This window comes from Sphingomonas oligoaromativorans (genome assembly GCF_011762195.1).
Classification (GTDB): domain Bacteria; phylum Pseudomonadota; class Alphaproteobacteria; order Sphingomonadales; family Sphingomonadaceae; genus Solisphingomonas; species Solisphingomonas oligoaromativorans.
This window is the reverse complement of the sequence record NZ_JAASQK010000003.1, coordinates 125,355-151,015: the sequence shown is the minus strand read 5'-3', so window position 1 is coordinate 151,015 and position 25,661 is coordinate 125,355. Positions and strand designations below refer to the sequence as shown.

28 protein-coding genes are annotated in these 25,661 nt (G+C 69.8%); 17 read left to right on the top strand and 11 right to left on the bottom strand.

Annotation, left to right across the window (positions count from 1 at the left end):
* The first annotated feature begins 1 nt into the window (after position 1).
* The 3 genes from FHS98_RS07095 to FHS98_RS07085 are packed head-to-tail and all read left to right on the top strand — an operon-like array spanning position 2 to position 2,356.
* Positions 2–469 carry a RidA family protein gene (locus FHS98_RS07095; RefSeq protein WP_167102169.1) on the top strand — a complete coding sequence of 156 codons (468 nt, stop codon included), beginning with the start codon at positions 2–4 and terminating at the stop codon, positions 467–469.
* On the top strand, positions 441–1,223 hold the full coding sequence (locus tag FHS98_RS07090) for a glycerophosphodiester phosphodiesterase family protein (RefSeq protein WP_167102167.1): 783 nt from the start codon (positions 441–443) through the stop codon (positions 1,221–1,223). Before FHS98_RS07095 ends, FHS98_RS07090 begins: the two co-directional genes overlap by 29 nt.
* Positions 1,220–2,356, top strand: coding sequence for a GNAT family N-acetyltransferase (locus FHS98_RS07085; RefSeq protein WP_167102165.1), 1,137 nt, complete (start codon positions 1,220–1,222; stop codon positions 2,354–2,356). The genes FHS98_RS07090 and FHS98_RS07085 overlap by 4 nt, the downstream gene beginning before the upstream one ends.
* A 9-nt stretch (positions 2,357–2,365) precedes the next feature.
* On the opposite strand, the gene FHS98_RS07080 is transcribed toward FHS98_RS07085, so the two are convergent.
* Both FHS98_RS07080 and panC read right to left on the bottom strand, forming a co-directional pair.
* Positions 2,366–2,662, bottom strand: coding sequence for a hypothetical protein (locus FHS98_RS07080; RefSeq protein ID WP_167102163.1), 297 nt, complete (start codon positions 2,660–2,662; stop codon positions 2,366–2,368).
* Positions 2,663–2,731: 69 nt separating this feature from the next.
* Positions 2,732–3,589 carry a pantoate--beta-alanine ligase gene (gene panC, locus FHS98_RS07075; protein WP_167102161.1) on the bottom strand — a complete coding sequence of 286 codons (858 nt, stop codon included), beginning with the start codon at positions 3,587–3,589 and terminating at the stop codon, positions 2,732–2,734.
* 100 nt (positions 3,590–3,689) lie between these two features.
* On the opposite strand from panC, the gene FHS98_RS07070 reads away from it, so the two are divergent.
* From FHS98_RS07070 to FHS98_RS07050, 5 genes are all read left to right on the top strand, one after another.
* The gene (locus FHS98_RS07070; RefSeq protein ID WP_167102159.1) at positions 3,690–4,496 is read left to right on the top strand and encodes a division plane positioning ATPase MipZ; all 807 of its coding nucleotides are present in this window, start codon (positions 3,690–3,692) and stop codon (positions 4,494–4,496) included.
* A gap of 16 nt (positions 4,497–4,512) precedes the next feature.
* Positions 4,513–4,773, top strand: a complete 261-nt coding sequence (locus FHS98_RS07065; protein WP_167102157.1) for a J domain-containing protein — start codon at positions 4,513–4,515, stop codon at positions 4,771–4,773.
* A gap of 38 nt (positions 4,774–4,811) precedes the next feature.
* Positions 4,812–6,194: a phosphoglucomutase/phosphomannomutase PgmG gene (pgmG, locus tag FHS98_RS07060; RefSeq protein ID WP_167102155.1), complete on the top strand. Its 1,383-nt coding sequence runs from the start codon at positions 4,812–4,814 to the stop codon at positions 6,192–6,194.
* 122 nt (positions 6,195–6,316) lie between these two features.
* The gene (locus FHS98_RS07055; RefSeq protein WP_167102153.1) at positions 6,317–6,901 is read left to right on the top strand and encodes a TMEM175 family protein; all 585 of its coding nucleotides are present in this window, start codon (positions 6,317–6,319) and stop codon (positions 6,899–6,901) included.
* A 19-nt stretch (positions 6,902–6,920) separates the two neighbouring features.
* Complete coding sequence (locus FHS98_RS07050) at positions 6,921–8,288, top strand: hypothetical protein (RefSeq protein ID WP_167102151.1); 1,368 nt, start codon at positions 6,921–6,923, stop codon at positions 8,286–8,288.
* Here FHS98_RS07050 and FHS98_RS07045 read toward each other — a convergent pair.
* Together FHS98_RS07045 and FHS98_RS07040 are read right to left on the bottom strand one after the other, a co-directional pair.
* Positions 8,239–9,237, bottom strand: a complete 999-nt coding sequence (locus FHS98_RS07045) for a ligase-associated DNA damage response exonuclease (RefSeq protein WP_167102149.1) — start codon at positions 9,235–9,237, stop codon at positions 8,239–8,241. The two genes, FHS98_RS07050 and FHS98_RS07045, sit on opposite strands and share 50 nt — an antisense overlap.
* Before the next feature lie 152 nt (positions 9,238–9,389).
* Positions 9,390–9,569 (bottom strand): hypothetical protein, encoded by a 180-nt coding sequence (locus tag FHS98_RS07040; RefSeq protein ID WP_167102146.1) that lies wholly within the window; start codon positions 9,567–9,569, stop codon positions 9,390–9,392.
* Between the two features lie 93 nt (positions 9,570–9,662).
* Here FHS98_RS07040 and FHS98_RS07035 point away from each other — a divergent pair, with 93 nt between their 5' ends.
* On the top strand, positions 9,663–12,071 hold the full coding sequence (locus FHS98_RS07035) for a ligase-associated DNA damage response DEXH box helicase (RefSeq protein ID WP_167102143.1): 2,409 nt from the start codon (positions 9,663–9,665) through the stop codon (positions 12,069–12,071).
* Positions 12,072–12,177: 106 nt separating this feature from the next.
* Entirely contained in the window at positions 12,178–12,714 is a 537-nt protein-coding gene (locus tag FHS98_RS07030) for a CHAP domain-containing protein (RefSeq protein ID WP_425057338.1), read from the top strand.
* On the opposite strand, the gene FHS98_RS07025 is transcribed toward FHS98_RS07030, so the two are convergent.
* Entirely contained in the window at positions 12,711–13,235 is a 525-nt protein-coding gene (locus FHS98_RS07025) for a CcdC protein domain-containing protein (protein ID WP_167102140.1), read from the bottom strand. The genes FHS98_RS07030 and FHS98_RS07025 overlap by 4 nt on opposite strands.
* 101 nt (positions 13,236–13,336) lie before the next feature.
* Here FHS98_RS07025 and pdeM point away from each other — a divergent pair, with 101 nt between their 5' ends.
* Positions 13,337–14,011: a ligase-associated DNA damage response endonuclease PdeM gene (pdeM, locus tag FHS98_RS07020; protein WP_167102137.1), complete on the top strand. Its 675-nt coding sequence runs from the start codon at positions 13,337–13,339 to the stop codon at positions 14,009–14,011.
* 55 nt (positions 14,012–14,066) lie between these two features.
* On the opposite strand, the gene msrA is transcribed toward pdeM, so the two are convergent.
* The 3 genes from msrA to pabB all read right to left on the bottom strand — a co-directional run bounded on the left by msrA (position 14,067) and on the right by pabB (position 17,831).
* On the bottom strand, positions 14,067–14,735 hold the full coding sequence (gene msrA, locus FHS98_RS07015; RefSeq protein ID WP_167102134.1) for a peptide-methionine (S)-S-oxide reductase MsrA: 669 nt from the start codon (positions 14,733–14,735) through the stop codon (positions 14,067–14,069).
* A 63-nt stretch (positions 14,736–14,798) separates the two neighbouring features.
* The gene (locus FHS98_RS07010) at positions 14,799–16,001 is read right to left on the bottom strand and encodes a pyridoxal phosphate-dependent aminotransferase (protein WP_167102130.1); all 1,203 of its coding nucleotides are present in this window, start codon (positions 15,999–16,001) and stop codon (positions 14,799–14,801) included.
* A 60-nt stretch (positions 16,002–16,061) separates the two neighbouring features.
* Complete coding sequence (gene pabB / locus FHS98_RS07005; protein WP_208402099.1) at positions 16,062–17,831, bottom strand: aminodeoxychorismate synthase component I; 1,770 nt, start codon at positions 17,829–17,831, stop codon at positions 16,062–16,064.
* A gap of 92 nt (positions 17,832–17,923) precedes the next feature.
* Between pabB and FHS98_RS07000 the strand changes: the two genes are divergently transcribed.
* A complete protein-coding gene (locus tag FHS98_RS07000) occupies positions 17,924–18,598 on the top strand; it encodes an MBL fold metallo-hydrolase (RefSeq protein ID WP_279588261.1) in 675 nt (224 codons plus the stop codon).
* Between the two features lie 9 nt (positions 18,599–18,607).
* On the opposite strand, the gene FHS98_RS06995 is transcribed toward FHS98_RS07000, so the two are convergent.
* Entirely contained in the window at positions 18,608–19,018 is a 411-nt protein-coding gene (locus FHS98_RS06995) for an MAPEG family protein (protein ID WP_167102126.1), read from the bottom strand.
* A gap of 197 nt (positions 19,019–19,215) precedes the next feature.
* On the opposite strand from FHS98_RS06995, the gene rpmF reads away from it, so the two are divergent.
* The 5 genes from rpmF to FHS98_RS06970 all read left to right on the top strand — a co-directional run bounded on the left by rpmF (position 19,216) and on the right by FHS98_RS06970 (position 22,250).
* On the top strand, positions 19,216–19,395 hold the full coding sequence (gene rpmF, locus FHS98_RS06990) for a 50S ribosomal protein L32 (RefSeq protein ID WP_167102123.1): 180 nt from the start codon (positions 19,216–19,218) through the stop codon (positions 19,393–19,395).
* Between the two features lie 25 nt (positions 19,396–19,420).
* Positions 19,421–20,476, top strand: a complete 1,056-nt coding sequence (gene plsX / locus FHS98_RS06985; RefSeq protein WP_167102992.1) for a phosphate acyltransferase PlsX — start codon at positions 19,421–19,423, stop codon at positions 20,474–20,476.
* Positions 20,473–21,483 (top strand): beta-ketoacyl-ACP synthase III, encoded by a 1,011-nt coding sequence (locus FHS98_RS06980; protein WP_167102120.1) that lies wholly within the window; start codon positions 20,473–20,475, stop codon positions 21,481–21,483. The genes plsX and FHS98_RS06980 overlap by 4 nt, the downstream gene beginning before the upstream one ends.
* Positions 21,484–21,573: 90 nt before the next feature.
* Positions 21,574–21,873 carry an integration host factor subunit alpha gene (locus FHS98_RS06975; protein WP_167102117.1) on the top strand — a complete coding sequence of 100 codons (300 nt, stop codon included), beginning with the start codon at positions 21,574–21,576 and terminating at the stop codon, positions 21,871–21,873.
* 8 nt (positions 21,874–21,881) lie between these two features.
* Positions 21,882–22,250 carry a MerR family transcriptional regulator gene (locus FHS98_RS06970; protein WP_167102114.1) on the top strand — a complete coding sequence of 123 codons (369 nt, stop codon included), beginning with the start codon at positions 21,882–21,884 and terminating at the stop codon, positions 22,248–22,250.
* A 6-nt stretch (positions 22,251–22,256) separates the two neighbouring features.
* On the opposite strand, the gene FHS98_RS06965 is transcribed toward FHS98_RS06970, so the two are convergent.
* Both FHS98_RS06965 and FHS98_RS06960 read right to left on the bottom strand, forming a co-directional pair.
* Entirely contained in the window at positions 22,257–22,808 is a 552-nt protein-coding gene (locus FHS98_RS06965) for a SixA phosphatase family protein (RefSeq protein WP_167102111.1), read from the bottom strand.
* A complete protein-coding gene (locus FHS98_RS06960; RefSeq protein WP_341786035.1) occupies positions 22,805–25,546 on the bottom strand; it encodes an ATP-dependent DNA helicase in 2,742 nt (913 codons plus the stop codon). Before FHS98_RS06960 ends, FHS98_RS06965 begins: the two co-directional genes overlap by 4 nt.
* Positions 25,547–25,661: the final 115 nt, after the last annotated feature.

The window sequence follows — 25,661 nt, the reverse complement described above, 5'->3', positions numbered from 1 at the left end:
TATGGATATCGAAGCGCGCTTGGGGCAGCTCGGCCTCACCCTTCCGCAGGCCGCCGCCCCGGTGGCAGCCTATGTCCCCGCCGTCGAGGCTGGCGGGCTCCTCCACATCTCGGGCCAGTTGCCCTTCGACGAGGCCGGCCAGCTCATGCGCGGCCGCCTCGACGGCGCCGACGACGTCGCGCGCGGTCAGGAAGCCGCCAAGCGCTGCGCGCTGATGCTGGTCGCCCAGATCAAGGCGGCACTCGGCGGCTCGCTCGACCGGGTGGAGCGCATCGTCAAGCTCGGCGCCTTCATCGCCTCCGGCCCCGAATTCACCGATCAGCCCAAGGTCGCCAACGGCGCCTCCGAGCTGATGGTCGCGCTGTTCGGCGAGGCGGGCAAGCACGTCCGCTCGGCGGTCGGCGTGCCGGTGCTGCCGCTCGGCGCGGCGGTGGAAGTGGATGCGATCGTCGCCCTTCGCGGCGCTTGATCGACGGTGGGCGGCGGCCCCCGAGGCGGGGCGTGTCGCCTTCCTGCGATCGCATGACATCGCCCACCGCGGCCTGTGGGGCGCTGGCGTGGCCGAGAATAGCCTCGCTGCCGCCCGCGCCGCGATCGAGGGCGGTTTCGGCATCGAATGCGACGTCCGCCTGTCGCGCGACGGCACCGTCTTCGTCTTCCACGACGCCGACACCGAGCGGCTGACCGGCGAGCCCGGCCCGCTCGGGCAGCGCGACGCGCGCGCCATCGCCGCGCTCCGCCTCGGGGACGGCGACGAACCGGTGCCGACGCTGGCGCAGCTCCTCGCGCTGATCGCCGGGCGCGTGCCGCTCATCATCGAGATCAAGACCGACCGGATGACGGATACCGCCCCGCTCTGCCTTGCGGTGCGGCGCGTGCTGGAGGGCTATCGCGGGCCGGTGGCGGTGATGGGGTTCAACCCCGAGGTTTCGCGCTGGTTCGGACGCCACGCGCCGCGCATCGTCCATGGCCTCGTCATGACCGAGCATCGCGAGAGCCCTTTCCGGGCCTTTCGCGATGCCGTCGCGAGACGTCTTGCGGTAGCGCGGGCGAAACCCGATTTCCTTGGCTATGATGTCCGCTTCCTGCCCTCCGCCCTGCCCGTCGCGCTCCATGCCGGGGGAATGCCGGTGTTGAGCTGGACCGTGCGGACGCCGGACGAACGGGCGATCGTCGCCGCTCATGCCGACCGGCCGATCTTCGAGGGGCCGCGCACCGCATGAGCGAGCCCGTCACGGCGCGCATCGCCAACGGCATCGGCGCGATCGCGGCGGAGGACTGGGACGCCTGCGCCGGCGCGGACAATCCTTTCCTGAGTCATGCCTTCCTCTCCGCGCTCGAGGATTCGGGCAGCGCGGTCGCGCGCGCCGGGTGGCAGCCGGTGCCGCTCGTGATCGACGGCGCGGACGGGCGCCCCGCCGGCATCGTCCCCGCTTATGCCAAGAGCCACAGCCAGGGCGAATATGTGTTCGATCATGCCTGGGCCGAGGCATGGCAGCGGGCGGGCGGCGAATATTACCCCAAGCTCCAGATCGCCGTGCCGTTCACGCCGGTGCCGGGGCCACGGCTGCTGCTGCGCGATCCGTCGGCCGCGCCCGCACTGATCGCCGCCATCGAGGCGATGGTGGCGCAGCACGAACTCTCCTCGGCGCACGCGACCTTCCTGACACCCGAGCAATTGCCGCTGTTCGAGGCCGCCGGCTGGCTGATCCGTCAGGGCACCCAGTTCCACTGGCACAATCAAGGCTATGCGAGCTTCGCCGACTTCCTCGGCGCGCTGGCGTCGAGGAAGCGCAAGGCGATCGTCAAGGAGCGCGCCGCCGCGCGGGAGGGGCTCGACATCCGCGCGCTCACCGGCGCCGCGCTGGGCGAGGCCGAGTGGGATGCCTTCTGGACCTTCTATCAGGATACCGGCAGCCGGAAGTGGGGCCGCCCCTATCTCACCCGCCGCTTCTTCTCGATGCTGGGCGAGCGGATGGCCGACAAGGTGCTGCTCCTGCTCGCCTATCGCGACGGGCAGCCGATCGCGGGCGCGCTCAACCTGATCGGCGGCGACACGCTCTACGGCCGCTATTGGGGCTGCACCGAGGAGGTGCCCTTCCTCCATTTCGAGCTGTGCTATTATCAGGCGATCGAGGCCGCCATCGCCATGGGCCTCCAAAGGGTCGAGGCCGGCGCGCAGGGCGAACACAAGCTCGCGCGCGGCTATCGCCCGGTGCCGACATGGTCGGCGCATTTCATCCCGCACCCCGGTTTCCGCCGGGCGGTGGCGGACTTCCTGACGCAGGAGCGCCGCGCGATGGAAGAGGAGATCGAGCTGCTCGATCAGATGGCGCCGTTCAGGAAGGACGGCTGAGGCGGGCTCCTACGCGGCGCGGCGCTGGTTGAGCGCGAGCCAGGCGCGGGCCTGACGCTGGGCCTCGGCGATCTCGCGGGCGGTCATCTCGTCGGCGATCTCGGCGCGGCATTCCTGCGCCTCGACCGAGCCCGACAGGGCCGCGAGGTTGAACCACTTGTGCGCCTGGATCAGGTCGACATCATAGCCGCCGGTGCCCGACGAACAGGCGATGCCGAGGTCATAGAGCGCGGCGGCGTCGCCCATCGCCGCGATGGCAAGGCGGTTGTCTGTCAGTAAGGCGGCGGACTTGTAGCTGTTTCCCATCTGCTGATTCCCCCGTTCATGCGGCAGGGTTTGGCAGCAGCTCCCGAAAGAAATGGTTAACGGCGGGGATTAGACGCTGGTCGTAGGCTCGACGGGGAGATTGTCGATCAGCCGGGCCGGCCCCATCCGCGCCGCCGCCAGCAGCCGGGCGGGCGCTTCGCCGAGCGCTTCGATCGGCTGGAGCGTGGCCGCGTCGCGCAGCGTGACATAGTCGATGTCGGTGAAGCCCGCTTCGGCGAGCCGCGCGGTCGCCGCCGCCAGCGCGGCCTCGGCCGGCTCGCCGCGCCCGATCGCCGCCGCGGCCTCGCCCAGCGCGCGGGGCAGCGTGCGCGCCGCCACCAGCTCCTCCTCCGACAGATAGGCATTGCGCGAGGAGAGGGCCAGACCCTGATCGTCGCGCTCGATCGGCACGCCGTGGATCTCGACCGGCAGATCGAGGTCGGTCGCCATGCGGCGGATCACCGCGAGCTGCTGCCAGTCCTTCTCGCCGAACAGGGCGATGTCGGGCTGGACCTGGTTGAGCAGCTTCAGCACCACGGTGGAGACGCCGTCGAAATGGCCGGGACGCGCTGCGCCCTCCAGCACCTCGGACACGCCCGACACCGACACGGTGGTGGCGAAGCCCTCCGGGTACATCGTCTCCACCGCCGGCGCCCACAGGATCGCGCAGCCATGCTTCTCCAGCATCTGCGCGTCGGTGCGCTCGCGGCGGGGATAGGCGGCCAGATCCTCGTTCGGGCCGAACTGCCTGGGGTTCACGAAGATCGAGGCGATCACGGCATCGGCGCGGCGCAGCCCTTCCTCGATCAGCGCCATGTGCCCGGCGTGCAGCGCACCCATCGTCGGCACCAGCGCGATTCGCTTGCCGGACCCGCGATATTCGGCGACCGCCTGACGCAGCGCCTCCAGTTCACGGATGATTTGCACGACGACAGGGCCTCCGATATGGCATTGGGCGTGCTCTCTGCGGCGGCGTCGGGGCCAAATCAAGAGCCGCCTGGGGTGGATTGGGGAAGTTTCGAACAGCATGGCTTCGCGCGCGCATCTCATCGTGTTCGCCAATGAAAAGGGCGGCACCGGAAAGTCGACCACCGCGATGCATGTCGCCGTCGCTCTCGCCACGCAGGGCCGGCGGGTGGCGGCGATCGATCTCGACACCCGGCAGAAGACCCTCGCCCGCTATCTGGAGAACCGCACCGCCACCGCGCGGCGCGAGGAGATCGATCTCCCCTGCCCGCGCTTCGCCGTGTTCGATCCCGAGAAAGACCCCGCGATCGAGCGCCAGATCGATGGTCTGGCCGAAGACGCGGAGTTCGTGATCGTCGACACGCCGGGCCGCGACGACCCTTATGCGATGAAGGCCGCCGCGCGTGCCGATACGCTGGTCACGCCGATCAACGACAGCTTCATCGACCTCGATCTGATCGGTCAGGTCGATCCCGAAACCTATCGGATCAAGCGGCCGAGCTTCTATGCCGAGATGGTGTGGGATGCCCGAAAGGCCCGCGCCAAGATCGATGGGGGTACGGTCGACTGGGTGGTACTCCGCAATCGCCTCCAGCATCTGGAGGCGAAGAACATGCGCCGCGTCGGCGCGGCGGTGGACGAGCTGTCCAAGCGCGTCGGCTTCCGGGTGATCCCCGGCCTGGGCGAACGCGTCATCTATCGCGAGCTGTTCCCGCAGGGGCTGACTCTGCTCGACCTGAACGCGATCCGCGACGTGGGGCTCAGCCACGTCGCCGCCCGGCAGGAGCTGCGCGAGATGGTGTCGGGCCTGCAACTGCCGTTGGCCGAGGACATGACCAGCCGCGCGGCCGTCACCGTCGGCGCCTGAGCGCCGGCACCCGCGCATGAAGTTCCTCATCGCCTGCGCCGTCATCTACGCCATCTGGTGGATGGGCGGCCGCCGCAAATCCTCTACGCTCTCGCTCCGCGAGGCGCGCGAGCTGCTCGGCGTATCGGCCGGCGCCGGCGAGGAGGAGATCCGCGCCGCCCATCGCCGGCTGATCGGGCGCGTTCACCCCGATACCGGGGGGTCTGCCGCGCTGGCGGGGCGGGTCAACGCAGCGCGGGATTTGCTTGTCACGGAATTGAACCGAAAACGCGTTTGAGCGTCTGGACGCCAGATTTTCAGTATAGGAGTTGCCGAATGACCCATCGTTTCGATCCGACGTCGCTTCGGGAATATGACATCCGCGGCATCGTGGGAAAGACGCTGGGGCCGGCCGACGCCACCGCGATCGGCCGTGGCTTCGCCACGCGCGTGCGCCGCGCGGGCGGCACCCGCGTCGCCGTCGGCTATGACGGCCGCACCCACTCGCCGCTGCTCGAAGCGGCGCTGATCGAGGGGCTGACCAGGGGCGGCGTCGACGTCGTCCGCATCGGCATGGGGCCGACCCCGATGCTCTATTTCGCGGAAGCGACGCTGGAGGTCGACGGCGGCATCCAGATCACCGGCAGCCACAATCCGGCCGATTACAACGGCTTCAAGATGGTGCTCCAGCACAAGCCCTTCTTCGGCGCCGACATCCAGGATCTCGGCCGCCTCGCCGCCGAGGGCGACTGGGAAGAGGGCGAAGGCGCCATCTCCACCTATGAGATCATGGAGGATTATGTCGCGCGCCTGATGGTCGGCTATGGCGGCGGCGCGTTCAGGATCGGCTGGGACGCTGGCAACGGCGCCGCCGGCCCGGTGATCGATCGCCTCGTCAAGCTGCTGCCCGGCGAGCATCATACGCTCTTCACCGAGGTCGACGGCAATTTCCCCAACCATCACCCCGATCCCACCGAGGAGAAGAACCTCGCCGATCTCCAGAAGCTGGTGAAGGACAAGGGCCTGGACTTCGGCATCGCCTTCGACGGCGACGGCGACCGCATCGGCGCGGTGGACGGACAGGGCCGCGTGGTGTGGGGCGACCAACTCCTCGCCATCCTCGCCGAGCCGGTGCTGCGCGAGCTGCCCGGCGCCACCATCATCGCCGACGTGAAGGCCAGCCAGGCGCTCTATGACCGCGTGGCGGAACTGGGCGGCACGCCGCTGATGTGGAAGACCGGCCACAGCCTCATCAAGACCAAGATGAAGGAGACCGACTCCCCGCTCGCCGGCGAGATGTCGGGCCATATCTTCTTCGCCCACGATTATTACGGCTTCGACGACGCGCAATATGCCGCGATCCGCCTGATCCGCGCCGTGCGCGTGCTGGGCGGCTCGCTGACCGCGCTCAAGGATGCGATGCCGGTGATGGTCAACACGCCGGAGATGCGCTTCCAGTCTTCCGAGGACCGCAAGTTCAAGGTGGTCGAGGAAGTGCTGGACCGGCTCGCGGCGCAGGGCGCCGACGTCAACCGCACCGACGGCGCGCGCGTCAACACGGCGGACGGCTGGTGGCTGCTCCGCGCGTCCAACACGCAGGACGTGCTGGTCGCCCGCGCCGAGGCGAAGGACGAGGCGGGCCTGGAGCGTCTGATGGGCCAGATCAACGACCAGCTCGCCCGGAGCGGCGTCGAGCCGGTGCTCGCCGGCCACCACTGATCGACGGATTCTCCCCCTCCCGCCGCTCGACGGGAGGGGGAGACGCTTCGTTCACCGCCGATCAAGCTGGCGGCACGTCTTGCTCCCCGGATAAGCATTCATCTCCAGCAAGGGGATATGCGATGCGGGTTGAGCGACTGGCGGCTTTCACGGACGGCGTGGTGGCGATCATCATCACCATCATGGTGCTCGAGCTGAGGGTGCCGCATAGCGGCGAGTTGCACGCCCTCCTCGCCGCCGCGCCGATCCTCGGCGCCTATGTGCTGAGCTACGTCAATGTCGGGCTCTTCTGGAACAACCACCACCACCTGATCCAGACCGCCGAGAATGTCGACGGCCGCGGATTGTGGGCCAATCTCTTCCTGCTGTTCTGGATGTCGCTGATCCCCTTCGTGATCCGCTGGATCGACGAGGCGGGCTTCGTGGCGGCCCCGGTGGCGGCCTATGGCGTGGTGCTCGGCATGGCGGCGGTGGGCTATCACTGGCTCCAGAACGCGATCATCGAAGCCAATGGCGGAGCCTCCTCCACCCTCGCCGAAGCGCTGGGCCGCGACCGCAAGGGAATGTGGTCGATCATTGGCTACGTCTTAGCAGTGATCGCCGCTTTCTTCGAACCGCTGATCGCGATCGGCCTCTACATCGCTCTCGCCGCGGTGTGGCTGATTCCCGACAGGCGGATTGAGCGTCGGTTGACGGAGACACGCTGAACGGAGAGGCCACGGGCCGATGCGTAGTGAGAATATCGTTCCCCCTCCCCGCTCCATCCTGGGATCGGGCCGGCGTCTTCTGCTGATCGCCCTGTTCGTCGGCCTCGCCGTCCGCGTCGGGTGGGCGATGCTGCGGCGGACGCCCTGGGCGACTGGCGAGGCCCCCAATGTCGCGATGGCGCTGGCGCAGGGCCATGGCTTCTCGGACGCCTTCATGGCGGGGCAGGGGCCGACCGCGCATCTGCTGCCCCTCGCCCCCGCCATCGCGGGCGCGGTCTACTGGCTGTTCGGCATCCGCACGGTCGCGGCCGAGGCGGTGCTGTGCGCCTGGTCGATCGGGATCAGCTTCGCCAGCTACGCGCTGCTTTACGCCGTCTTCAAGCGGCTGGGGACGCCCCGCTGGGCGCGGCTGGGGGCGCTCGTCTTCCTGCTGGTGGCGCCGATCTACACCACCAACGAGGCCTTCGAATGGCGCGTGTGGGAAGGCGGGCTCGGCCTGCTGCTCGGCAATCTGACGCTCTATCTGGTGGTGCGGGCGGACACCGGGCAGCCGGTGCGCCGCTTCGGCCTGTGGCTGGCGGTGCTGCCGGCCTTGACCTTCTTCGTGAACCCGGTGATCGGGCTCGCCGCCTATGCCGGCTGGGCGCTCTATCTGTGGCGCAACCGGCGCAGCATCTCCGGCATCGCCCGCGCCACCGCCGGAACGCTGCTGGCGCTGGCGCTGCTGATCGGGCCGTGGACGGCGCGCAACTGGCTGGTGATGGGCCACCCCATCCCGCTGCGCGACGATCTCGGCATGGAGCTGGCCGTCGCCAACTATCCTGAAGCCGTCCACGGCGATGATCGCAACACGGTGTTCTACGACCGGCTGACCGCGATCCAGCCCTATATCCACCCCATCGCCCAGCGCGCGATGATCGAGGCCGGCGGCGAGGTCGCCTATTCGCAGAAGCTCGGCCGCGAGACCAAGGCGTGGATCGCCGCCAACCCGTCCGACTTCCTGCTGCTCTGCCGCCGCCATCTCGGCCAGATGACGCTGCCGGGAACGTGGATGTTCATGACGTCGCACGGCGTCTGGCTGCCGGTGGTGCGCTCCTGGCTGGCGCGGACGGTCAACATATTGGGCTTCCTCGGCCTCGCCTTCGCGCTGGCGCGGCGCTCGCCCCGCTATCTCTATGTGCTGCCCTTCGTGATCGGGCCGGCGCTCCTCTATATCCCGTTCCAGCCGGTGATCCGCTATTGCTGGCTGATCTATCCGGCGCTGACCTGCCTCGCCGGCGATTTCGTCGCACGGGTGTGGCTGCATGTGGGGCGGAGGCGACGTCAGCAGGCCATGCTCAATCGTCTTCATCCTCATAGCCGGACAGAGCCAGCGCCCGCGCCCTGATCTGGTGCATCTCGCACCAGCGGACGAGCGCCTCCTCGCGGCCGTGGGTGACCCATAGTTCCTGTGGGGCGAGTTCGCGGATGGTGGCGGTCAGCTCGTCCCAGTCGGCATGGTCGGAGACGACCAGCGGCAGCTCGACATTGCGCTGCCGCGCCCGCTGGCGGACCCGCATCCAGCCGGACGCCATCGCCGTGATCGGATCGGGCAGCCGCCGCGACCAGCGATCGTTGAGCGCGCCGGGCGGCGCCAGCACGACCCGCCCCTTCAACGCCGCCGCCGGCAACCCGGTGACCGGCGCCAGTTCGCCGAGATCCACGCCCAGCTCGACATAGAGCGCGCACAGCCGCTCCAGCGCGCCGTGGAGATGGATGACATCATGATGGCCGCGCCGGCGCAGCTCCGCGATCAGCCGCTGGGCCTTGCCGAGCGCATAGGCGCCGACCAGCACGCAGCGTTCCGGGTTGGCGTGGAGCGCCTCCAGCAGCCGGTCCACCTCCGCGCCGGTATCGGGATGGCGGAAGACGGGGAGCCCGAAGGTCGCCTCGGTGATGAAGATATCGCAGGGCACCGGCTCGAACGGCGCGCAGGTCGGGTCGGGCCGGCGCTTGTAATCGCCGCTGACGACGATGCGCTCGGAGCCCCGCTCCAGCACGATCTGCGCGGAGCCCAGCACATGCCCCGCCGGCACGAACCTGACTGACACCTCCCCCAGCCGCACCCCCTCGCCATAGCGGATCGGCTGGCCATTCTGCGGGCCGTAGCGCGTCGCCATGATCGCCAGCGTCTCGGGCGTGGCGAGCACCGCGCCATGGCCGCCGCGGGCATGGTCGGCATGGCCGTGCGTCACGAGCGCGCGGGGCTTGGCCTGAGAGGGATCGATCCACGCGTCGGCGGCGGGGACATAGATGCCCTCGGGGCAGGGCTCGATCCAGGAACCGAGGCGCGGCATGGGGTCTATATGGATGGCGAGCGCGGCGGTTCCATCCGGCCGCCCGTCATCCTGACGAACGTCAGGATCCAGAGCGTCTCGCGGAAAGCCTGGGGCTCTGGATCCCGGATCAAGTCCGGGATGACGAAGGGAGGAGCCCCGGAGCCCTCCCCCTAGCGCAGCTTGGCGATCTTGAGACCGTCCTGCTTGGCGCGCGCCTGGATCGACTCCTCGCTGCGGGTGAGCGCCTTGCCGATCGCCTTCAAGGCCATGCCCTTGGCGGCGAGGCGGTGCAGCTTCTGGATCTCATCCGAAGTCCAGGGCTGTTTGTGTCGAACGAAGCCCTCGGCCATCGCGCATCTCCTTGTCGGCCTAGCTGTAGACCGCCGCCGCGATGCTGGCGAGGGCTGGCGGAACGGGCCTCGAACGCCGATGTTCTGAAACGAATGTCCGAGCTTCCCCCGATTCTCGACCGATGGTTCGCAGGCCGCGGCTGGACGCCGCGCCGCCACCAGCTCGCCATGCTCGACGCCGCCCGCGCGGGGCAGAGCGCGCTGCTCGTCGCCCCCACCGGCGCGGGCAAGACGCTGGCGGGCTTCCTCCCTTCGCTCGTCGAGCTGATCGAGCAGCCGGCCGATACGCTCCACACCCTCTATGTCTCGCCGCTGAAAGCGCTGGCGGTGGACGTGCAGCGCAACCTGCTCGGCCCGATCGAGGAGATGGGTCTCCCCATCCGCGTCGAGACGCGCACCGGCGACACCCCCTCCGACCGCAAGGCCCGTCAGCGCGTCAAGCCGCCGCAGATGCTGCTGACGACGCCGGAATCGCTGAGCCTCCTCCTCTCCTATCCCGACGCCGCGCAGATGTTCGCGGGCCTGAAGACGCTGGTGATCGACGAGGTCCACGCCTTCGCCCCCACCAAGCGGGGCGATCTGCTGGCGCTGTCGATGGCCCGCCTCGCCCGCCTCGCGCCCGAGATGCGCCGCGTCGCGCTCTCCGCGACGGTGGCGGAGCCGGACCTCTATCGCGGCTGGCTGTCGGGCACGGGCGATCTCGATGCGGTGAGGCTGGTCGAGGGCGATCCCGGCGCAGATCCCGACATCGCGATCCTCCTCCCCCATGGCACCGTGCCGTGGGCGGGCCACTCCGGCCGCTATGCCGCCGAGCAGGTGATGGCCGAGATCGCCGCGCACCGCACGACGATCATCTTCTGCAACACCCGCAGCCTCGCCGAACTGATCTTCCAGGATCTCTGGGCGGTGAACGAGGCGCACCTGCCCATCGGCATCCATCATGGCAGCCTCGACATCGCCGCGCGCCGCAAGGTGGAGCAGGCGATGGCCGACGGGCGCCTGCGCGCGCTGGTCGCCACCGCCAGCCTCGATCTGGGGGTGGACTGGGGCGATGTCGATCTCGTCATCCAGATGGGCGCGCCCAAGGGATCGTCGCGCCTGCTCCAGCGCATCGGCCGGGCGAACCACCGGCTCGATGTGTCCTCGAAGGCGCTGATCGTGCCGGGCAACCGCTTCGAATATCTCGAGGCCCGCGCGGCCGTCGACGCCGTGGAGGCCGGCGAGCGCGATCCCGACATCTTCCGCGAAGGCGCGCTGGACGTGCTCGCCCAGCACATCATGGCCATGGCCTCGGCCGAACCCTTCGCCCGCGACGCGCTGCTGGACGAGGTACGCGAGGCCGCGCCTTATGCCACCCTCCCCGCCGAGGCCTTCGACCGCGTGCTCGGCTTCGTCGCGACCGGCGGCTACGCGCTGCGCGCCTATGACCGGTACAGGCGGCTGACCGAGGGTGTCGACGGCCTCTGGCGCGTCACCCATCCCCGCTTCGTGACGCAGTTCCGCATGAACGCCGGCATCATCGTCGAGGCGCCGATGCTGACCGTGCGCTTCAGGAACGGCCGCTCGCTCGGCAAGATCGAGGAGGGCTTCGCCGCCACCCTCTCGCCGAAGGACACCTTCTTCTTCTCCGGCCTCAGCCTGGAGGTGGAGGGGGTGAAGGGCGAAGACCTGATCGTCCGCGCCACCGCCCGCCCCGCGCGCATCCCCACCTATGGCGGCGCGCGGATGCCGATCTCGACCAACCTCGCCGATCGCGTCCGCCATTTCCTCCACGAGCCGGAACAATGGCCGCGCTTCCCCGACGATGTGCGCGACTGGCTGGAGATGCAGCAGCGCCGCTCGCAACTCCCCGCGCCCGAGAGACTGCTGATCGAGACCTTCCCGCGCGAGGGGCGGCACTACATGGTGGTCTACAGCTTCGAGGGCTGGAACGCGCACCAGTCGCTCGGGATGCTGGTCACGCGGCGGATGGAGACGGCGGGGCTGCAACCGATCGGCTTCGTCGCCTCGGATTATGCGATCGCCACTTACTCGCTGAAGCCCGTCACCGATCCGAGGCCGCTCTTCTCGCCCGATATCCTCGAGCATGAGTTCGTCGACTGGGTGCAGGAATCGGCGCTGCTGAAGCGCGCCTTCCGCGAGGTGGCGGTGATCGGCGGGCTCGTCGAGCGCCAGCATCCCGGCACGCGCAAGACGGGGCGGCAGGTGAGCTTCTCGACCGACCTCATCTACGACGTGCTGCGCCGCTACGAACCCTCGCACCTGCTGCTGGAGGCGGCATGGGCCGATGCGAAGGCGCGGATGACCGATGTCGGCCGCCTCGGCCGCCTGCTCGACACCGCCGCCGGGCGGATCGAGCATGTCGCGCTGGATCGCGTGTCGCCGCTGGCCGTGCCGGTGCTCGTGCTGATCGGGCGCGAGCGGGTCGCGCAGGGGACGGTCGACGACGCGCTGCTGATCGAGGCGGAGGCGCTCGTCGCCGAAGCTATGAACGAGCGTTAACCCTTGAGCCCCGGAACTCGGCTATCCAGCGAGTCGTTCGGCGAAACGATCCGGGCAGGGTGTTGATATCGTGAAGGGGTTTCTATTCGCGGGGTGTCTGGCGGTGATGGCTTTGGCCACGCCCGTCGCCGCGCAGGATGACGACAGCGACGGCCGCATCGGCAACGGCCTCGAATGCGTGCCCTTCGCGCGCCAGATGTCGGGCATCCAGATCTTCGGCGATGCCTGGACCTGGTGGAATCAGGCCGCCAATCGCTATGAGGAAGGCAGCCAGCCGCGCGTCGGCGCCGTGCTGGTATTCCGTCCGCACGGGCCGATGCGCCTCGGCCATGTCGCCGTGGTCAGCCGCATCGTCAGCAACCGCATCCTGATGATTACCCATGCCAACTGGTCCCGGATCGGCGGCGTGCGCGGGCAGATCGAGCGCGACGTGACGCTGGTCGACGTCTCGGCCGGCAACGACTGGAGCCAGGTGCGCGTCTGGTGGCGCGATCATCATGGCCTCGGCACCACCGCCTATCCGGTCTACGGCTTCATCTATGGCCGCTCGGCCACCTCGGGCGTGCAGATCGCGCACCCGAGCAAGGAGCTGTCCGGCCCCTCGCCCGACATCGTCGGCGCGGTGATCGACTCGCTCGGCTAAGCCAGCCGCGCGGCGGCGAGCAGACGCCTCGCCCGGAGCGCCATCTCCACCCGCGTCGCCGCGATCAGCCCGAAGGCGAAGGCCATCAGGATGTCGGTCGCCAGCATCGCGGCGTGATGATCCACCTGAGGGCCGGCGCTTCCGCCCATCTCCTGCCGCGCGACGCTGCGCACGAGGACGAGGCCGATCAGCAGGAAGAAGGCGGCCGGAGATGCCTGCTGGCTCAGCTCATGCGTCTCGGGATCGACGGTGATCCGCATCATCCGCCCGCGATACCAGCCGATCGCCGCTCCGCCGCCAAGCGCCAGCGCCGACCAGAGCCAGCCGCTCGGCCCCGGCGGGCTTTCGAAGAAGACCAGCGCCATGATCGCGGCATAGACCGCCGGCAATATCCACAGCATCTCGACCCGAAGCTTGCGCGCGCGCCGCATCGAGCGCCAGCGCAGCGCCATCACCACCGCGATGATCGCGAAGGGAATCGCATAGCTCAGCCACGGCCCCGCCGCCTGATGCCCCTGCATGATCCGGTCTCTCCCCCTGTCCCCCGCCGGCTGTATTGCATGGGCAAACCACCCGCCGCAAGCCGGCTTGCCTCCACACGGGGGGCTGTTATGGGCGAGGCATGGTTCGCTTTTCGTTCGCCGGGGCCGAACTGGCCGCGCTGGCGCCGGGCGCGCTCGCCTGGCCGGCCCGGCGCGCGCTGCTGGTGGCCGATCTGCATCTCGAGAAGGCAAGCTTCTACGCGCTCGGCGGGCAGATGCTGCCGCCCTATGATTCGCACGCCACGCTGGGCGAGCTGGCCGCGCTGGTCGACGCGACGGGGGCGGAGGAGGTCTGGTGCCTCGGCGACAGCTTCCATGACACGGAGGGCTGCGAGCGGCTGGCGCCCGAGACGCGCGACACGCTCCGCCGGCTGACCTCCGCGACGCGCTGGACGTGGATCGCGGGCAACCACGATCTCCACGCCGCCCGCCTCGCCGATCATTGCGGCGGGCGCGTGGTGGGCGAGGTGGAGGTGGACGGCCTGCTGCTCCGCCACGAGGCCGATCCGGCCGAGCCGCGCCCCGAGCTGTCGGGCCATTTCCACCCCAAGCTGCGGATGACGATCCGCGGCAAGCATGTCGCCCGCCGCTGTTTCGTGGCAAGCGCGACCAAGCTGATCCTGCCCGCCTTCGGGGCGCTGACCGGCGGGATGGACGCGGGCGATCCGGCGATCCGCGCCGCCCTCGCCCACCGGCCGGCGGACGCGCTGGTGCCCGTCGCCGGCCGGCTGCTGCGCTTCCCGATCACGGCTTAGCCAGTGCGACTCCCGTCGTGCCGGGTCGTGCCCGGCATGACGAAAGAGGGACGGCTCAGGCCTTCCAGCTCATCGGGAAGATGCGCTTCAGCGCCTCGACCTTCGGCCGGTCGTTGATGACGATGTACGGATAGCCCGGATTCCGGGCCATGAAGTCCTGATGATAGGATTCGGCCGGGAAGAAGCCGGGCGCCTTCTCGATCGTCGTCACGATCGAGCGGCCATAGACATGCGCGGCGGAAAGCTGCGCGATATAGGCGCGCGCCACCTTCTCCTGCGCGGACGACTGCGGGAACAGGGCCGAACGATATTGCGGGCCTGAATCCGGCCCCTGCCGGTTGAGCTGGGTCGGATCGGTGATGACCGAGAAATAGATGCGCAGCAGATCGGCATAATTGACCTGCGCCGGATCGAACACGACCTTCACCGATTCCGCATGGCCGGTGGTGCCGGTCTCGACATCCTCATATTGGGCGGTCGAGGCGCGGCCGCCGGTATAGCCCGAGGTGGTGTCGACCACGCCCTTCACATGGGCGAACACGCCCTGCACGCCCCAGAAACAGCCGCCGGCGAAGATTGCGGTCTCGCGATGACCGGAGACGGGTTCGGTGAGTGCCGGAGCCGGCGCCTTCACCACCGCTTCGGCGGCAATGCCCGGCTGGACGGCGAGGAAGAAGGCCGCGCCGGCAACCAGCGCAACGGCCAGGGGAAGAGAACGGGGCATCGGGGGCGCCTTATCAGGGGAACATGCCCCCTGATCCGTTCGGCGCCCCCGATCGGTTACAGATCAGCGCAGCGCGTGGACCGCCTCGGCAATGCGGTTGCACGCCTCGGTCAGCAGCGCGTCGGAGGTCGCGTAGCTGACGCGGAACGCCGGCTCGAGGCCGAAGGCGCCGCCATGCACCGCCGCCACCCGGCCCTCGTCGAGCAGATAGCCGACCAGCTTCTCGTCGGTGTCGATGAGGAGGCCGCCCGGCGTCGTCCTGCCGATCAGGCCCGAGACGTCGGGATAGACGTAGAAGGCGCCTTCGGGCGTCGGGCAATGGATGCCGGGGATGGCATTGAGGCCCGCCACCACCAGATCGCGGCGGCGCTGGAAGGCGGCGGCGCGCTCCTTGAGGAAGTCCTGCGGGCCGTTGAGCGCCGCGGTCGCCGCCGCCTGCGCGATCGAGCAGGGGTTGGAGGTCGACTGCGACTGGAGCTTCGCCATCGCCTTGATGAGCCACCGCGGGCCGCCGGCGAAGCCGATGCGCCAGCCGGTCATCGCATAGGCCTTGGACGTGCCGTTCACCGTCAGCGTGCGCTCGTAGAGCGACGGGCAGACCTGCGCGATCGTGGCGAACTCGAAATCGTCATAGACGATATGCTCGTACATATCGTCGGCCATCACGAAGACCTGCGGGTGGCGCTCCAGCACCTCGCCCAGCGCCTTCAGCTCGGCGGCCGAGTAAGCAGCGCCGGTCGGGTTGGACGGCGAGTTCAGGATCACCCAGCGCGTCTTCGGCGTGATCGCCGCTTCGAGCTGCTCGGGGCGGATCTTGTAGGCCTGGTCCGCGCCCGCCTTGATGATGACCGGCGTGCCGCCCGCGAACTGCACGATATCCGGGTAGCTCACCCAGTAAGGCGCCGGGATGATGACCTCGTCGCCCGCATCGACGGTCGCGACCAGCGCGTTGAACAGCGTGTGCTTGCCGCCAACGTTCACGCTGATCTGGCTGGTCTCGTAGGAGAGGCCGTTGTCGCGCCTGAACTTGGCGGCGATCGCTTCCTTCAGCTCGGCGGTGCCGTCGACATTGGTGTATTTGGTCTTGCCCTGACGGATCGCCTCGATCGCGGCGTCCTTCACGAAGTCGGGCGTGTCGAAGTCGGGCTCGCCGGCGCCGAGGCCGATCACGTCGATGCCCTGGCGCTTCAGGTCCAGCACGCGGCTGGTCATGGCAAGGGTGGCGGACGGCTGGATACGGCCGAGCGCTTCCGACGTGGTTCGCATGGGACAAGGCTTTCCGGTGGGAGGAAAAGGACGGGCGGGCCTATAGCCGGATGTCGCGCATCAGGGCAACCGCGCTCGAATCAATCCTCGAAGCGCATTTCCAAGCAAGAATCCGTCCCGAAGATCGGCCTCGACGATATCCGATTCGACCGCCTGCCCCTCGGCGAGCAGCCGTTCGCGCAGGATGCCGGGGAGCAGCCCGCGCGCCAGAGGAGGCGTGCGCAGCCGGCCATCCTCGCCGCGCACGAAAAGATTGGTGAAGCTGCCCTCGGTGAGCAGCCCGTCGGGCCGGACGAACAGCACCTCGAAATGCCCGGCCCGCGCCGCATCGTGGAAGGCGCGGTCGCTGGTCTTGTGGGCGAGGCGGAAGTCCGACGGGTCGACCGACAGCGGCACGACCGGCGCCACCACCGGCTCGATCGGCGGAGCGGGCAGCGGGCGCACCTCCACCGCGGCGCGGCCCGTGCGCGAGACGCGGAGCCGGACCCGAGCCGGATCGCGCAGCCGGAAGGTCGCCGCCTGAAGCTCGTTGCGAACGTCGTGCCGGTTGAAGACGAAGCCCAGCGCCTGCGTCGAGCGCTTCAGGCGCAGCAAGTGACGCTCCAGCTCCATCACCCCTTCAAGGGGATCGAACAGCATCGTCTCGAGGAGATCGAAGGGCGGACAGGCCGCACCGATGAAGCCGCCCTTGGCAAGGCATTCGCGCCACTCCGCCCCGACATCCGAATCGGCGACGATGCCCGAGCCGAGCCCGATCGCGGCCCGCCCCGCCTCGCCGATGGTCAGCGTGCGGATGGCAACGTTGAAGGCGGCGTCCCCGCCCGCGTCGATCCGCCCGATCGCGCCGGTATAGGCGCCACGCGGCCCCTGCTCGACCTCGGCGGCGATCTCCATGGCGCGCAGCTTGGGCGCGCCGGTGATGGAGCCGCAGGGAAAGGCCGCCTCCAGCACGCCGACCGCATCGCCGCCTTCGGCCAGTTCGGCGGTGACGGTGGAGGTCATCTGGTGGATGGTCGGATAGGTCTCGACCGTGAACAGCGCCGGCACCGCGACGCTGCCCGGCACCGCGATCCGCGACAGGTCGTTGCGGATCAGATCGACGATCATGAGATTCTCGGCCCGCTGCTTGGCGTCGCTGGCGAGGGTGCGGATCGCCTCGGCGTCGGCGAGAGGATCCGCGCCCCGCGTCGCCGTGCCCTTCATCGGGCGCGCCTCGATGCGCCGGCCGTCGAGACGGAAGAACATCTCGGGCGAGAAGGAGAGCAGGGTCCGCCGTCCGTCATGGACGATGCCGCCCCACCCCGCCGCGGCCCGGCCCCGGATGCGGGCATAGAGCGCCAGCGGATCGCCCGCCGTCGCCACATCCGCCTGAAAGGTGAGGTTGGCCTGATAGATGTCGCCCGCCGCGATATAGGCCTCCACGCGGGCAAAGGCCTCGGCATAGGCGGCGAAGGCGATGCGCGGCGCCGGCGCCCCCGCCCACGCGCCCGCCGGATCGGGAAACAGCGACGGCACGTCGGCGGCGGGAATCGTCTCGTAGCGCTCGAACAGGCCGAACCAGAGCAGCGGCCCCTCGCCCACCGCGCCGGTCGATGCCTCGCCCGGAGCGCCCGCGTCATAGGCGATCCACCCCGCCGCATGGAGCCCCCGCGCCTGCGCCGCGCGCAGCGCCGCGAACGCCTCGGCCAGCCCCTCGCGGGTGGAGGCGGTCACCACCTCTGCCGGATCGCGATAGAGCCGCGCCGGGCCGGTCCCCGCCCCGGTCGCGTCGTCGAGCAGCACGAAGGGGCGCGAACGGTCGAGGCGCGGAAGGGACGGAGCGACGGTCATCCCAGCCTCCCTGCCCGCGACGGGGCGATCGGGGCAAGCCTCTCCGAACCATGCGCTTGCATCGCCGGCGGCGCGTGCCCATCAGGCGGGGCATGACCGACACGCCCGCCAAGCCCGTCCCGCCGCTGCGCGCGGCGGTGGTTCCCGTCACCGCCTTCCAGCAGAACTGCACCTTGCTCTGGTGTACCAAGACGATGCGCGGCGCGTTCGTCGATCCCGGCGGCGATCTGGATCGATTGGAAGCGGCGGCCGCCCGGCACGGCGTGACGGTGGAGAAGCTGCTGCTCACCCATGGCCATGTCGATCATTGCGGGCAGGCGGGCGTGCTGGCCGCGAAGCTCGGCGTGCCGATCGAAGGCCCTCACGAGGCGGATCGCTTCTGGATCGCGCGCCTCGACGACGATGGCCGCCAGTGGCAGATTCCGAGCCGGAGCTTCGAGCCGGACCGCTGGCTGGTCGACGGCGACACCGTGACGGTGGGCGAACTCACCCTGCACGTCCGCCACACGCCGGGGCACACCCCCGGCCATGTCGTGTTCCTCCACCCCGAATCGCGATTCGCTCTCGTCGGAGATGTCCTCTTCCGCGGGTCGATCGGGCGGACCGACTTCCCGATGGGCGATCATGCCACGTTGATCGACTCGATCACCACTCGACTTTGGCCGATGGGCGACGACGTCGCCTTCGTGCCGGGCCACGGCCCGACCTCCACCTTCGGGGTGGAGCGCCGGACCAACCCGTTCGTGGCCGATTCGCAGTTCGGCTGACGCCCCGCCTCAGAGATAATGGACGGCCGCCGGCGCATGGGAGGCCATCCAGATCGCCCACAGGCCGAGGCCGAGCAGGATCGCCCAGGTGACGCAGGCGCCCACCCCACGCGCGGGATTGGGCATGGAGCGCCTGTCCATCCCGAAGGCGTGGACGATTCGGCCCAGCACATAGACGATGCCGATTCCCCACAGCCACGGCTTCGGCCCGCCGGCGATCTCGATCAGCGCCATCAGGATCAGGACGAAGGGTGTATATTCGACGAAATTCGCCTGCGCCCGCATCCGGCAGACGAGCAGCGGATTGTCGCCGTCGCCCACCAGCACCTTGCCCGAGCGCCGCACCTGGATCACGCGGAAGGCCAGCCAGAGGTTCAGGAGCGCCAGCGCGCCCGCGAAGGTCAACGAAACGGAGGGCATTGGCGGACGGGCTCCCGAGGCTCAAGAAAGGGTCTTCCTCGCTCGCATGGCAAGCGCCTGCTTGCAACAGCGCGGAAATTCGGTATAGGGCGGCCACTCGCGTCGAGGCTGGCCGCTGAATGGTCCGCGGCCGTGAAGGCTGTGGCGATTTGGATGGTATGCGGCCCCGCATCCATTGAACGAACGAAGGTGCCGAGATGGCCGTCCCCAAGCGAAAGACCTCGCCCTCGCGGCGCAACATGCGTCGCAGCCACGATGCGCTGACCGTGCAGGCGTTCCAGGAATGCCCGAACTGCGGCGAACTGAAGCGCCCGCATAACCTGTGCAACGCGTGCGGCCATTATAACGGCCGCGAGATCGTCTCGGCCGAGGCCTGATCTTACGCACGCAAAAGGCGGATTGATCGTGGACGCGCCGCGGATCGCCATCGATGCGATGGGAGGAGATGGCGGGGCGGCCACGATGCTGGCAGGCGCCGCTCTGGCCCTGTCGCGGGCTCCCGATCTGAAATTCCTGATCGTCGGCGACGAAGCCGTCGTCGGGCCGGAGCTTGCACGCCATCGCGGCCTCGCGGCCGCGTGTGAGGTTCGGCACGCGCCTGATATGATTTCGGGTGACGACAAGCCGAGTCAGGCGATCCGCCGCGCCAAGACCACGTCGATGGGCCTCGCCATCGCCGCCGTGAAGGACGGCGATGCGGGGGCTGCCGTGTCTTCGGGCAACACCGGCGCGCTGATGGCGATGTCCAAGCTCGCGCTGCGCACCATGCCGGGCATCGACCGGCCGGCGCTGTCCGCCCTGATGCCCAGCCTCGGCGAGACCGACACGGTGATGCTCGACCTCGGCGCCAACACCGAGTGCGACGCCAACAATCTCGTCCAGTTCGCGCTGATGGGCGCCGCCTATTCGCGCACCGCGCTGGACATCGCGCGCCCCAAGGTGGCGCTGCTCAACATCGGCACCGAAGAGCTGAAGGGCACCGAGGAGCTGAAGCGCGCCGCGCAGATGCTGCGCGACGCCTCGGCCTCGCTGCCGCTCGAATTCATCGGCTTCATCGAGGGCAACCGGATCAGCCGCGGCGATGTCGACGTGGTCGTGTCGGACGGCTTCTCGGGCAATATCGCGCTCAAGACGGCCGAGGGCACGGTGCGCTTCGTCACCGATCTGCTCCGCCGCTCGTTCAGCAGCTCGTTCCGTTCGAAGATGGGCTTCCTGCTGTCGAAGCCGGCGCTGCACCTGCTGCGCGTCCATCTCGATCCGAACAACCATAATGGCGCGATCTTCCTCGGCCTCAACGGCATCGTCGTGAAGAGCCATGGCGGCGCCGACGACAAGGGCGTCGCCAACGCCATCGCGGTCGCCGCCAAGGTGCTGCGCGAGGATCTGGCCCGCCGCATCGCCCATGATCTCGCCGATTATCGGGCAACCTCCCCTTCCGAATCGATCGCGGTGAAATGACCGATCAGCTTCCGATCTCCGCCCCCGTCCTGCGCGCCGTGATCGCGGGGACCGGCTCCGCCCTCCCCCGCCGCCGCGTCACCAACGCCGAGCTGGCCGAGACGGTGGACACCTCCGACGAGTGGATCGTCGAGCGCACCGGCATCCGCGCCCGCCACATCGCCGCCGAGGACGAGACGACATCCTCTCTCGCCACCGACGCCGCGCGCAAGGCGCTCGAGGCCGCCGGCATGGATGCGAGCGAGATCGGCCTGATCGTCCTCGCCACCGCGACCCCGGACCAGACCTTCCCGGCGTCCGCCACCAAGGTGCAGGCCGCGCTCGGCATCAACGACTGCGTGGCGTTCGACGTGCAGGCGGTGTGCTCGGGCTTCCTCTACGCGCTGTCGGTCGCCGAGAGCATGATGCGCGGCGGGGCGGCCAAGGCCGCGCTGGTGATCGGCGCCGAGACGTTCAGCCGCATCCTCGACTGGCAGGATCGCGCCACCTGCGTGCTGTTCGGCGATGGCGCCGGCGCCGTGGTGCTGCGCGCAGAGACGAGCGCCGCCGATCCCGCCGACAAGGCCGCGCGCGGCCTGCTCTCGTCGCGCCTCCACGCGGACGGGCGCCATAACGAGCTGCTGTTCGTCGACGGCGGCCCGTCGACCACCGGCACGGTCGGCAAGGTCCGCATGAAGGGCCGCGAGGTGTTTCGCCATGCCGTGGTCAACCTCGCCTCGGTGCTCGGCGAAGTGCTGGCCGAAGCCGGCCTCACGCCCGCCGACATCGACTGGCTGGTTCCCCACCAGGCGAACGCCCGCATCCTCGACGCCACCGCGCGCAAGCTCGACCTGCCGGCCGAGCGCGTCATCGTAACCGTCGACGAACATGCCAACACGTCGGCCGCCTCGGTGCCGCTGGCGCTCGACGTCGCGGTGCGCGACGGCCGCATCAAGCGCGGCGACCTGCTCGTCCTCGAGGCGATGGGCGGCGGCTTCACCTGGGGCGCGGCGGTCGTCCGCTACTGATACCGGCCGATCGCAAGCCCCCATTGGCGGCCGCCCTCGGTGCCGCTAATATTGCGGGTCTGCAATACGAGTCCTGACGGGGGGGAATTCATGGCCGATATCGAGACCTTGACGCGTGCGGACCTCAGCGATGTGGTCCATCGCGAGATCGGCCTGTCGCGCGCGGATTCGGCCTCCATGGTCGAACAGGTGCTGTCGCTGATGTGCGGCGCGATGGCGAACAGCGAGAACGTCAAGATCTCCGGCTTCGGCACCTTCGTGCTGCGCGACAAGGGCGAGCGCATCGGCCGCAACCCCAAGACCGGCGTCGAGGTGCCGATCGCGCCTCGCCGGGTTCTCACCTTCCGCGCCAGCAACATGCTGCGCGATCGCATCGCAGAGGCAAGTTGAACGAGAGCATGGATAAATCCGACGCCGCCTTCCGCACCATCGGCGAGGTTTCGGAAGAACTGGGCGTGGCGCAGCATGTGCTGCGCTATTGGGAAACGCGCTTTCCGCAGTTGAAACCGATCCAGCGCGCCGGCAATCGCCGCTATTACCGGCCCGCCGACGTGACGCTGGCCCGCCGCATCCACACGCTGCTCAACCGCGACGGCTATACGGTGAAGGGTGTGCAGAAGCTGCTCGCCGCCAGGGGAGCGCCCGATGCGGAGCCGGTGGCGGTGGTCGCGGCCCCACGGCCCGCGCCGATCATGACGCCATCGGTGCCGCTCGACGAATTGCGCGCGATCCGCTCGCAGCTCGCCGATCTGCTCGCGGCGGGCTGAGGCCGCTCAGAGGCGCCGGTCCGGCCCCAGCGCGGGATCGAGATCGCGCGGGCGGATGAAGCGGACGAGATGCCCGTCGCCGGCGTGGATATCCTGCCAATGGTCGGCGTCGAAATGGATCTCGGCGACGCTGGCGGTGGGATATTTCTCCCCGATCGAATCGCGCGTGCCGCCGTCCGTCGGCCCTTCCGATCCGGCGAGCAGCAGCACCAGCTCCTCCAGCCCCGGATTGTGGCCGACCAGCATCAGCGCCTCGACCCCGTCGGGCGTCTCCTGCACCATCTCCAGCAGCGTCGCGGCGGTGGCGAGATAGGCGCGCCGGTCCCAGCTCGGCGCCATGCGGCGGCCATAGCCGTCGAACATCGCGTCCAGCGTCTCGGCGACGCGCACCGCGGGAGACGCGACCACCGAATCGAAGCGCAGCCCGAGCTGGCGCATATGCCGCCCCATGGTCGCAGCGGCGCGGCGGCCCTTGTCGTTGAGGGCACGGTCGAAATCGCGGATCGCAGGCTGATCCCAGCCCGATTTGGCGTGGCGGAAGGTAATCAGCCGCTTCATGCCACCTCCCCGCTGCCGACCTCCGCTGGGTGATGCCCGATCGGGCCGGCCGTGGGAAGGCCGCTTGCGACGGCCGCCACCGCTTCGTCGAGAGTCACCCGCCGGACGCGGACGCCCGCCGGAAACGCATCGAGCAGCCGCGACGGCGTGGCGGAGGAGAGCAGCACGAAGCGCCCGCGATCGTCGCCCCGGCGGATCAGCCGCCCGAACGCCTGCGCGAGCCGCGCGCGCACCACTTCGTCGTCATAGGCCGAGCCGCCGCCCGCCGCCCGCCGCGCCGCGTGAAGCACGTTAGGGCGCGGCCACGGCACCTGCTCCATCACCACGAGGCGGAGCGAATGGCCGGGCACGTCGATGCCGTCACGCAGCGCATCGGTGCCGAGCAGCGAGGCGCGCGGATCGTCGCGGAAGATATCGACCAGCGTGCCGGTGTCGATCGGATCGACATGCTGGGCGTAGAGCGGCAGGCCTTCGCGGGCGAGATGGTCGGCGATGCGGGCATAGACCGCCTTCAGCCGCGCGATCGCGGTGAACAGGCCGAGCGTGCCGCCCCGCGACGCCTCGATCAGCCGGGCATAGGCGTGGGCGAGCTGGGGCATGTCGCCGCGCTTGAGATCGGTGACGACCAGCACTTCGGCCGCCTTGGCATAGTCGAACGGGCTGGCGGCGGCGAAATGCTCCACCGCCGTATCGAGATGACGGGTGCCGGCGCGCGCTTCGGCCCGTGCCCAGCCGGCCTCGGGCGAGTTGGCCGCGCCCGTCAGCGTCGCGGACGTCACCAGCACGCCATGCGCGGGCGCGAGCACGGTGGACGCGAGCGGCCGGCCGGGATCGAGCCAGTGCCGGTGCAGCCCGATGTCGAACTCGCGGCCCTCGATGCGGTCCACCGCCAGCCAGTCGACGAAATCGGGATCGACCTCGCCGCCAAGCCGCCCGAGCAGCGCCAGCCAGCCCGCGATCATCCGCGCCCGCGTGCCGAGCCCGGCCGCCGCCCCTTCGATGCGCGCGCGGGCCGGGCCGTCGAGCCAGTCGGGCGCTTCCTCCAGCACCGCGAGCAGGCGGCCGCTCAGCGCCACCATCGGGCGCATCAATTGTTCGAGCGCGGTGGAGGCCTCGCCCGCCGCCTCGATCGTGGCGCCGTCGAGTGCGACCGCCTCGGTCTCGATGCCATATCCCGCATCCGCCGCCGTGGCGCGGGCGAGCACGGCCCCGCGCACCGCCGCGAGCAGCTTCTCGACCGGCCCCATCGGCAGACCTTCGCCGATCCGGCCGAGCCAGCCGTCCGCGACCAGCGCCTGCGCGCCCTGCACCACCGCATCGAGCGCCAGCGCGCCCGCCTCGTCATAGGAGACGACGTCCGCCAGCCGCGCCGACAGGCCCCGCCGCCGCCCGCGCGAGGCACGTTCGGGGCCGACGATCCATCGGCGCAGCTCGATCGCCTCCTGCCCCGTCAGCGCGGAGGAGAAGGTCGAGTCGGCGGCGTCGAACAGGTGATGCCCTTCGTCGAACACGATCCGGCCGAGCGCCCGTCCCTCTTCGCGCCGCCGCTCGGCGAGCAGCATGACCAGCGCATGGTTGGCGATGACGATGTCCGCTTCCTCGGCGCGGCGCACCGAATGTTCGATGAAGCAGCGGCGATAATGCGGGCAGCCGGCATAGACGCACTCGCCGCGCCGGTCGGTGAGCGCGGTGGCGCCGGCGCGGCGGAACAGCGTCGGCAGCCAGCCGGGAAGGTCGCCGCCCACCATGTCGCCGTCGCGCGTATAGGCCGCCCAGCGCGCCACGAGCTGCGCCAGCACCGCCGCGCGGCCCTGGAAGCCGCCGAACAGCGCGTCCTCCAGATTGAGCAGGCAGAGATAATTCTCGCGCCCCTTGCGCACCGCCACCTTCTGCCGCCGCACCGCCGGATCGGGGAAGAGCCGCTCGGTCTCGCGGTCGAGCTGGCGTTGCAGGGCGCGCGTGTAGGTCGAGATCCACACCGTCCCCTCGGCCCGCTCCGCCCACAGGCCGGCGGGGGCGAGATAGCCGAGCGTCTTGCCGATGCCCGTGCCGGCCTCGGCCAGCATCACGCGGGGGCGCCCCTCCGCCATGCGCGGCGCGAAGGCATGGGCGACGGCGGCGGCATAAGCCCGCTGGCCGGGGCGAGCCTCGGCGCCCTGCCCGGTGAGCGTGGCCAGCCGCTCCACCGCATCCCCCTCGCCGATGCTGACGGTGCGGGGTGCCGGGCGCGGCGCCACCTCCTCCCATTCGGGGAGCTTGGCGAAGAGGCCGCGCTCGGTCCGCTCGGGCTCGGTCATGCGCTGGATCAGCGCCTGCGCCCAGGGCCAGCGCAGGCGGCCGAGCGCGTGCGCCACGTCCCACGCGCCATGCCGCTCGGGCCAGTCGCCCTCCGCCACCATGAGGAGCCTGTCGGCGCAGGCGAGCAAGGTGGCCGTGGCGGAAGCATCGTCGGCGGGCGGCTCCAGCCCCAATGCGCGGGCCATGCCGGCGGGCGTCGGCACCGCGAAGCGCGCCGGATGGAGGAAGGCGAACAGCTCCAGCAGATCGAGCCCGTTGATCTCGGCATAGCCGAGGCGCTGGCCCACCAGCGGCGTGTTGAGCATCACCAGCGGCCGCTCGGCGGCGAGCGCGATCGCCTCCCCCCGCGACACCGCGCGCGTCGGGCCGTCCCGTTCGGCAACCCAGATGCCGCCATGGGTGGCGTGGAGAGCGAGGGGCGGCAGCAGGAAGGGAGTCACCCGCTTTGTATAAGGCGGAGCGAACGGAAGGGAAACGACCTCCGTCTCTTCTTCTCCGCCACCCTGCCGAAAGCCGGAATCTCCCGGAGGGACCACGGCGCCCGCCCCGACGAGA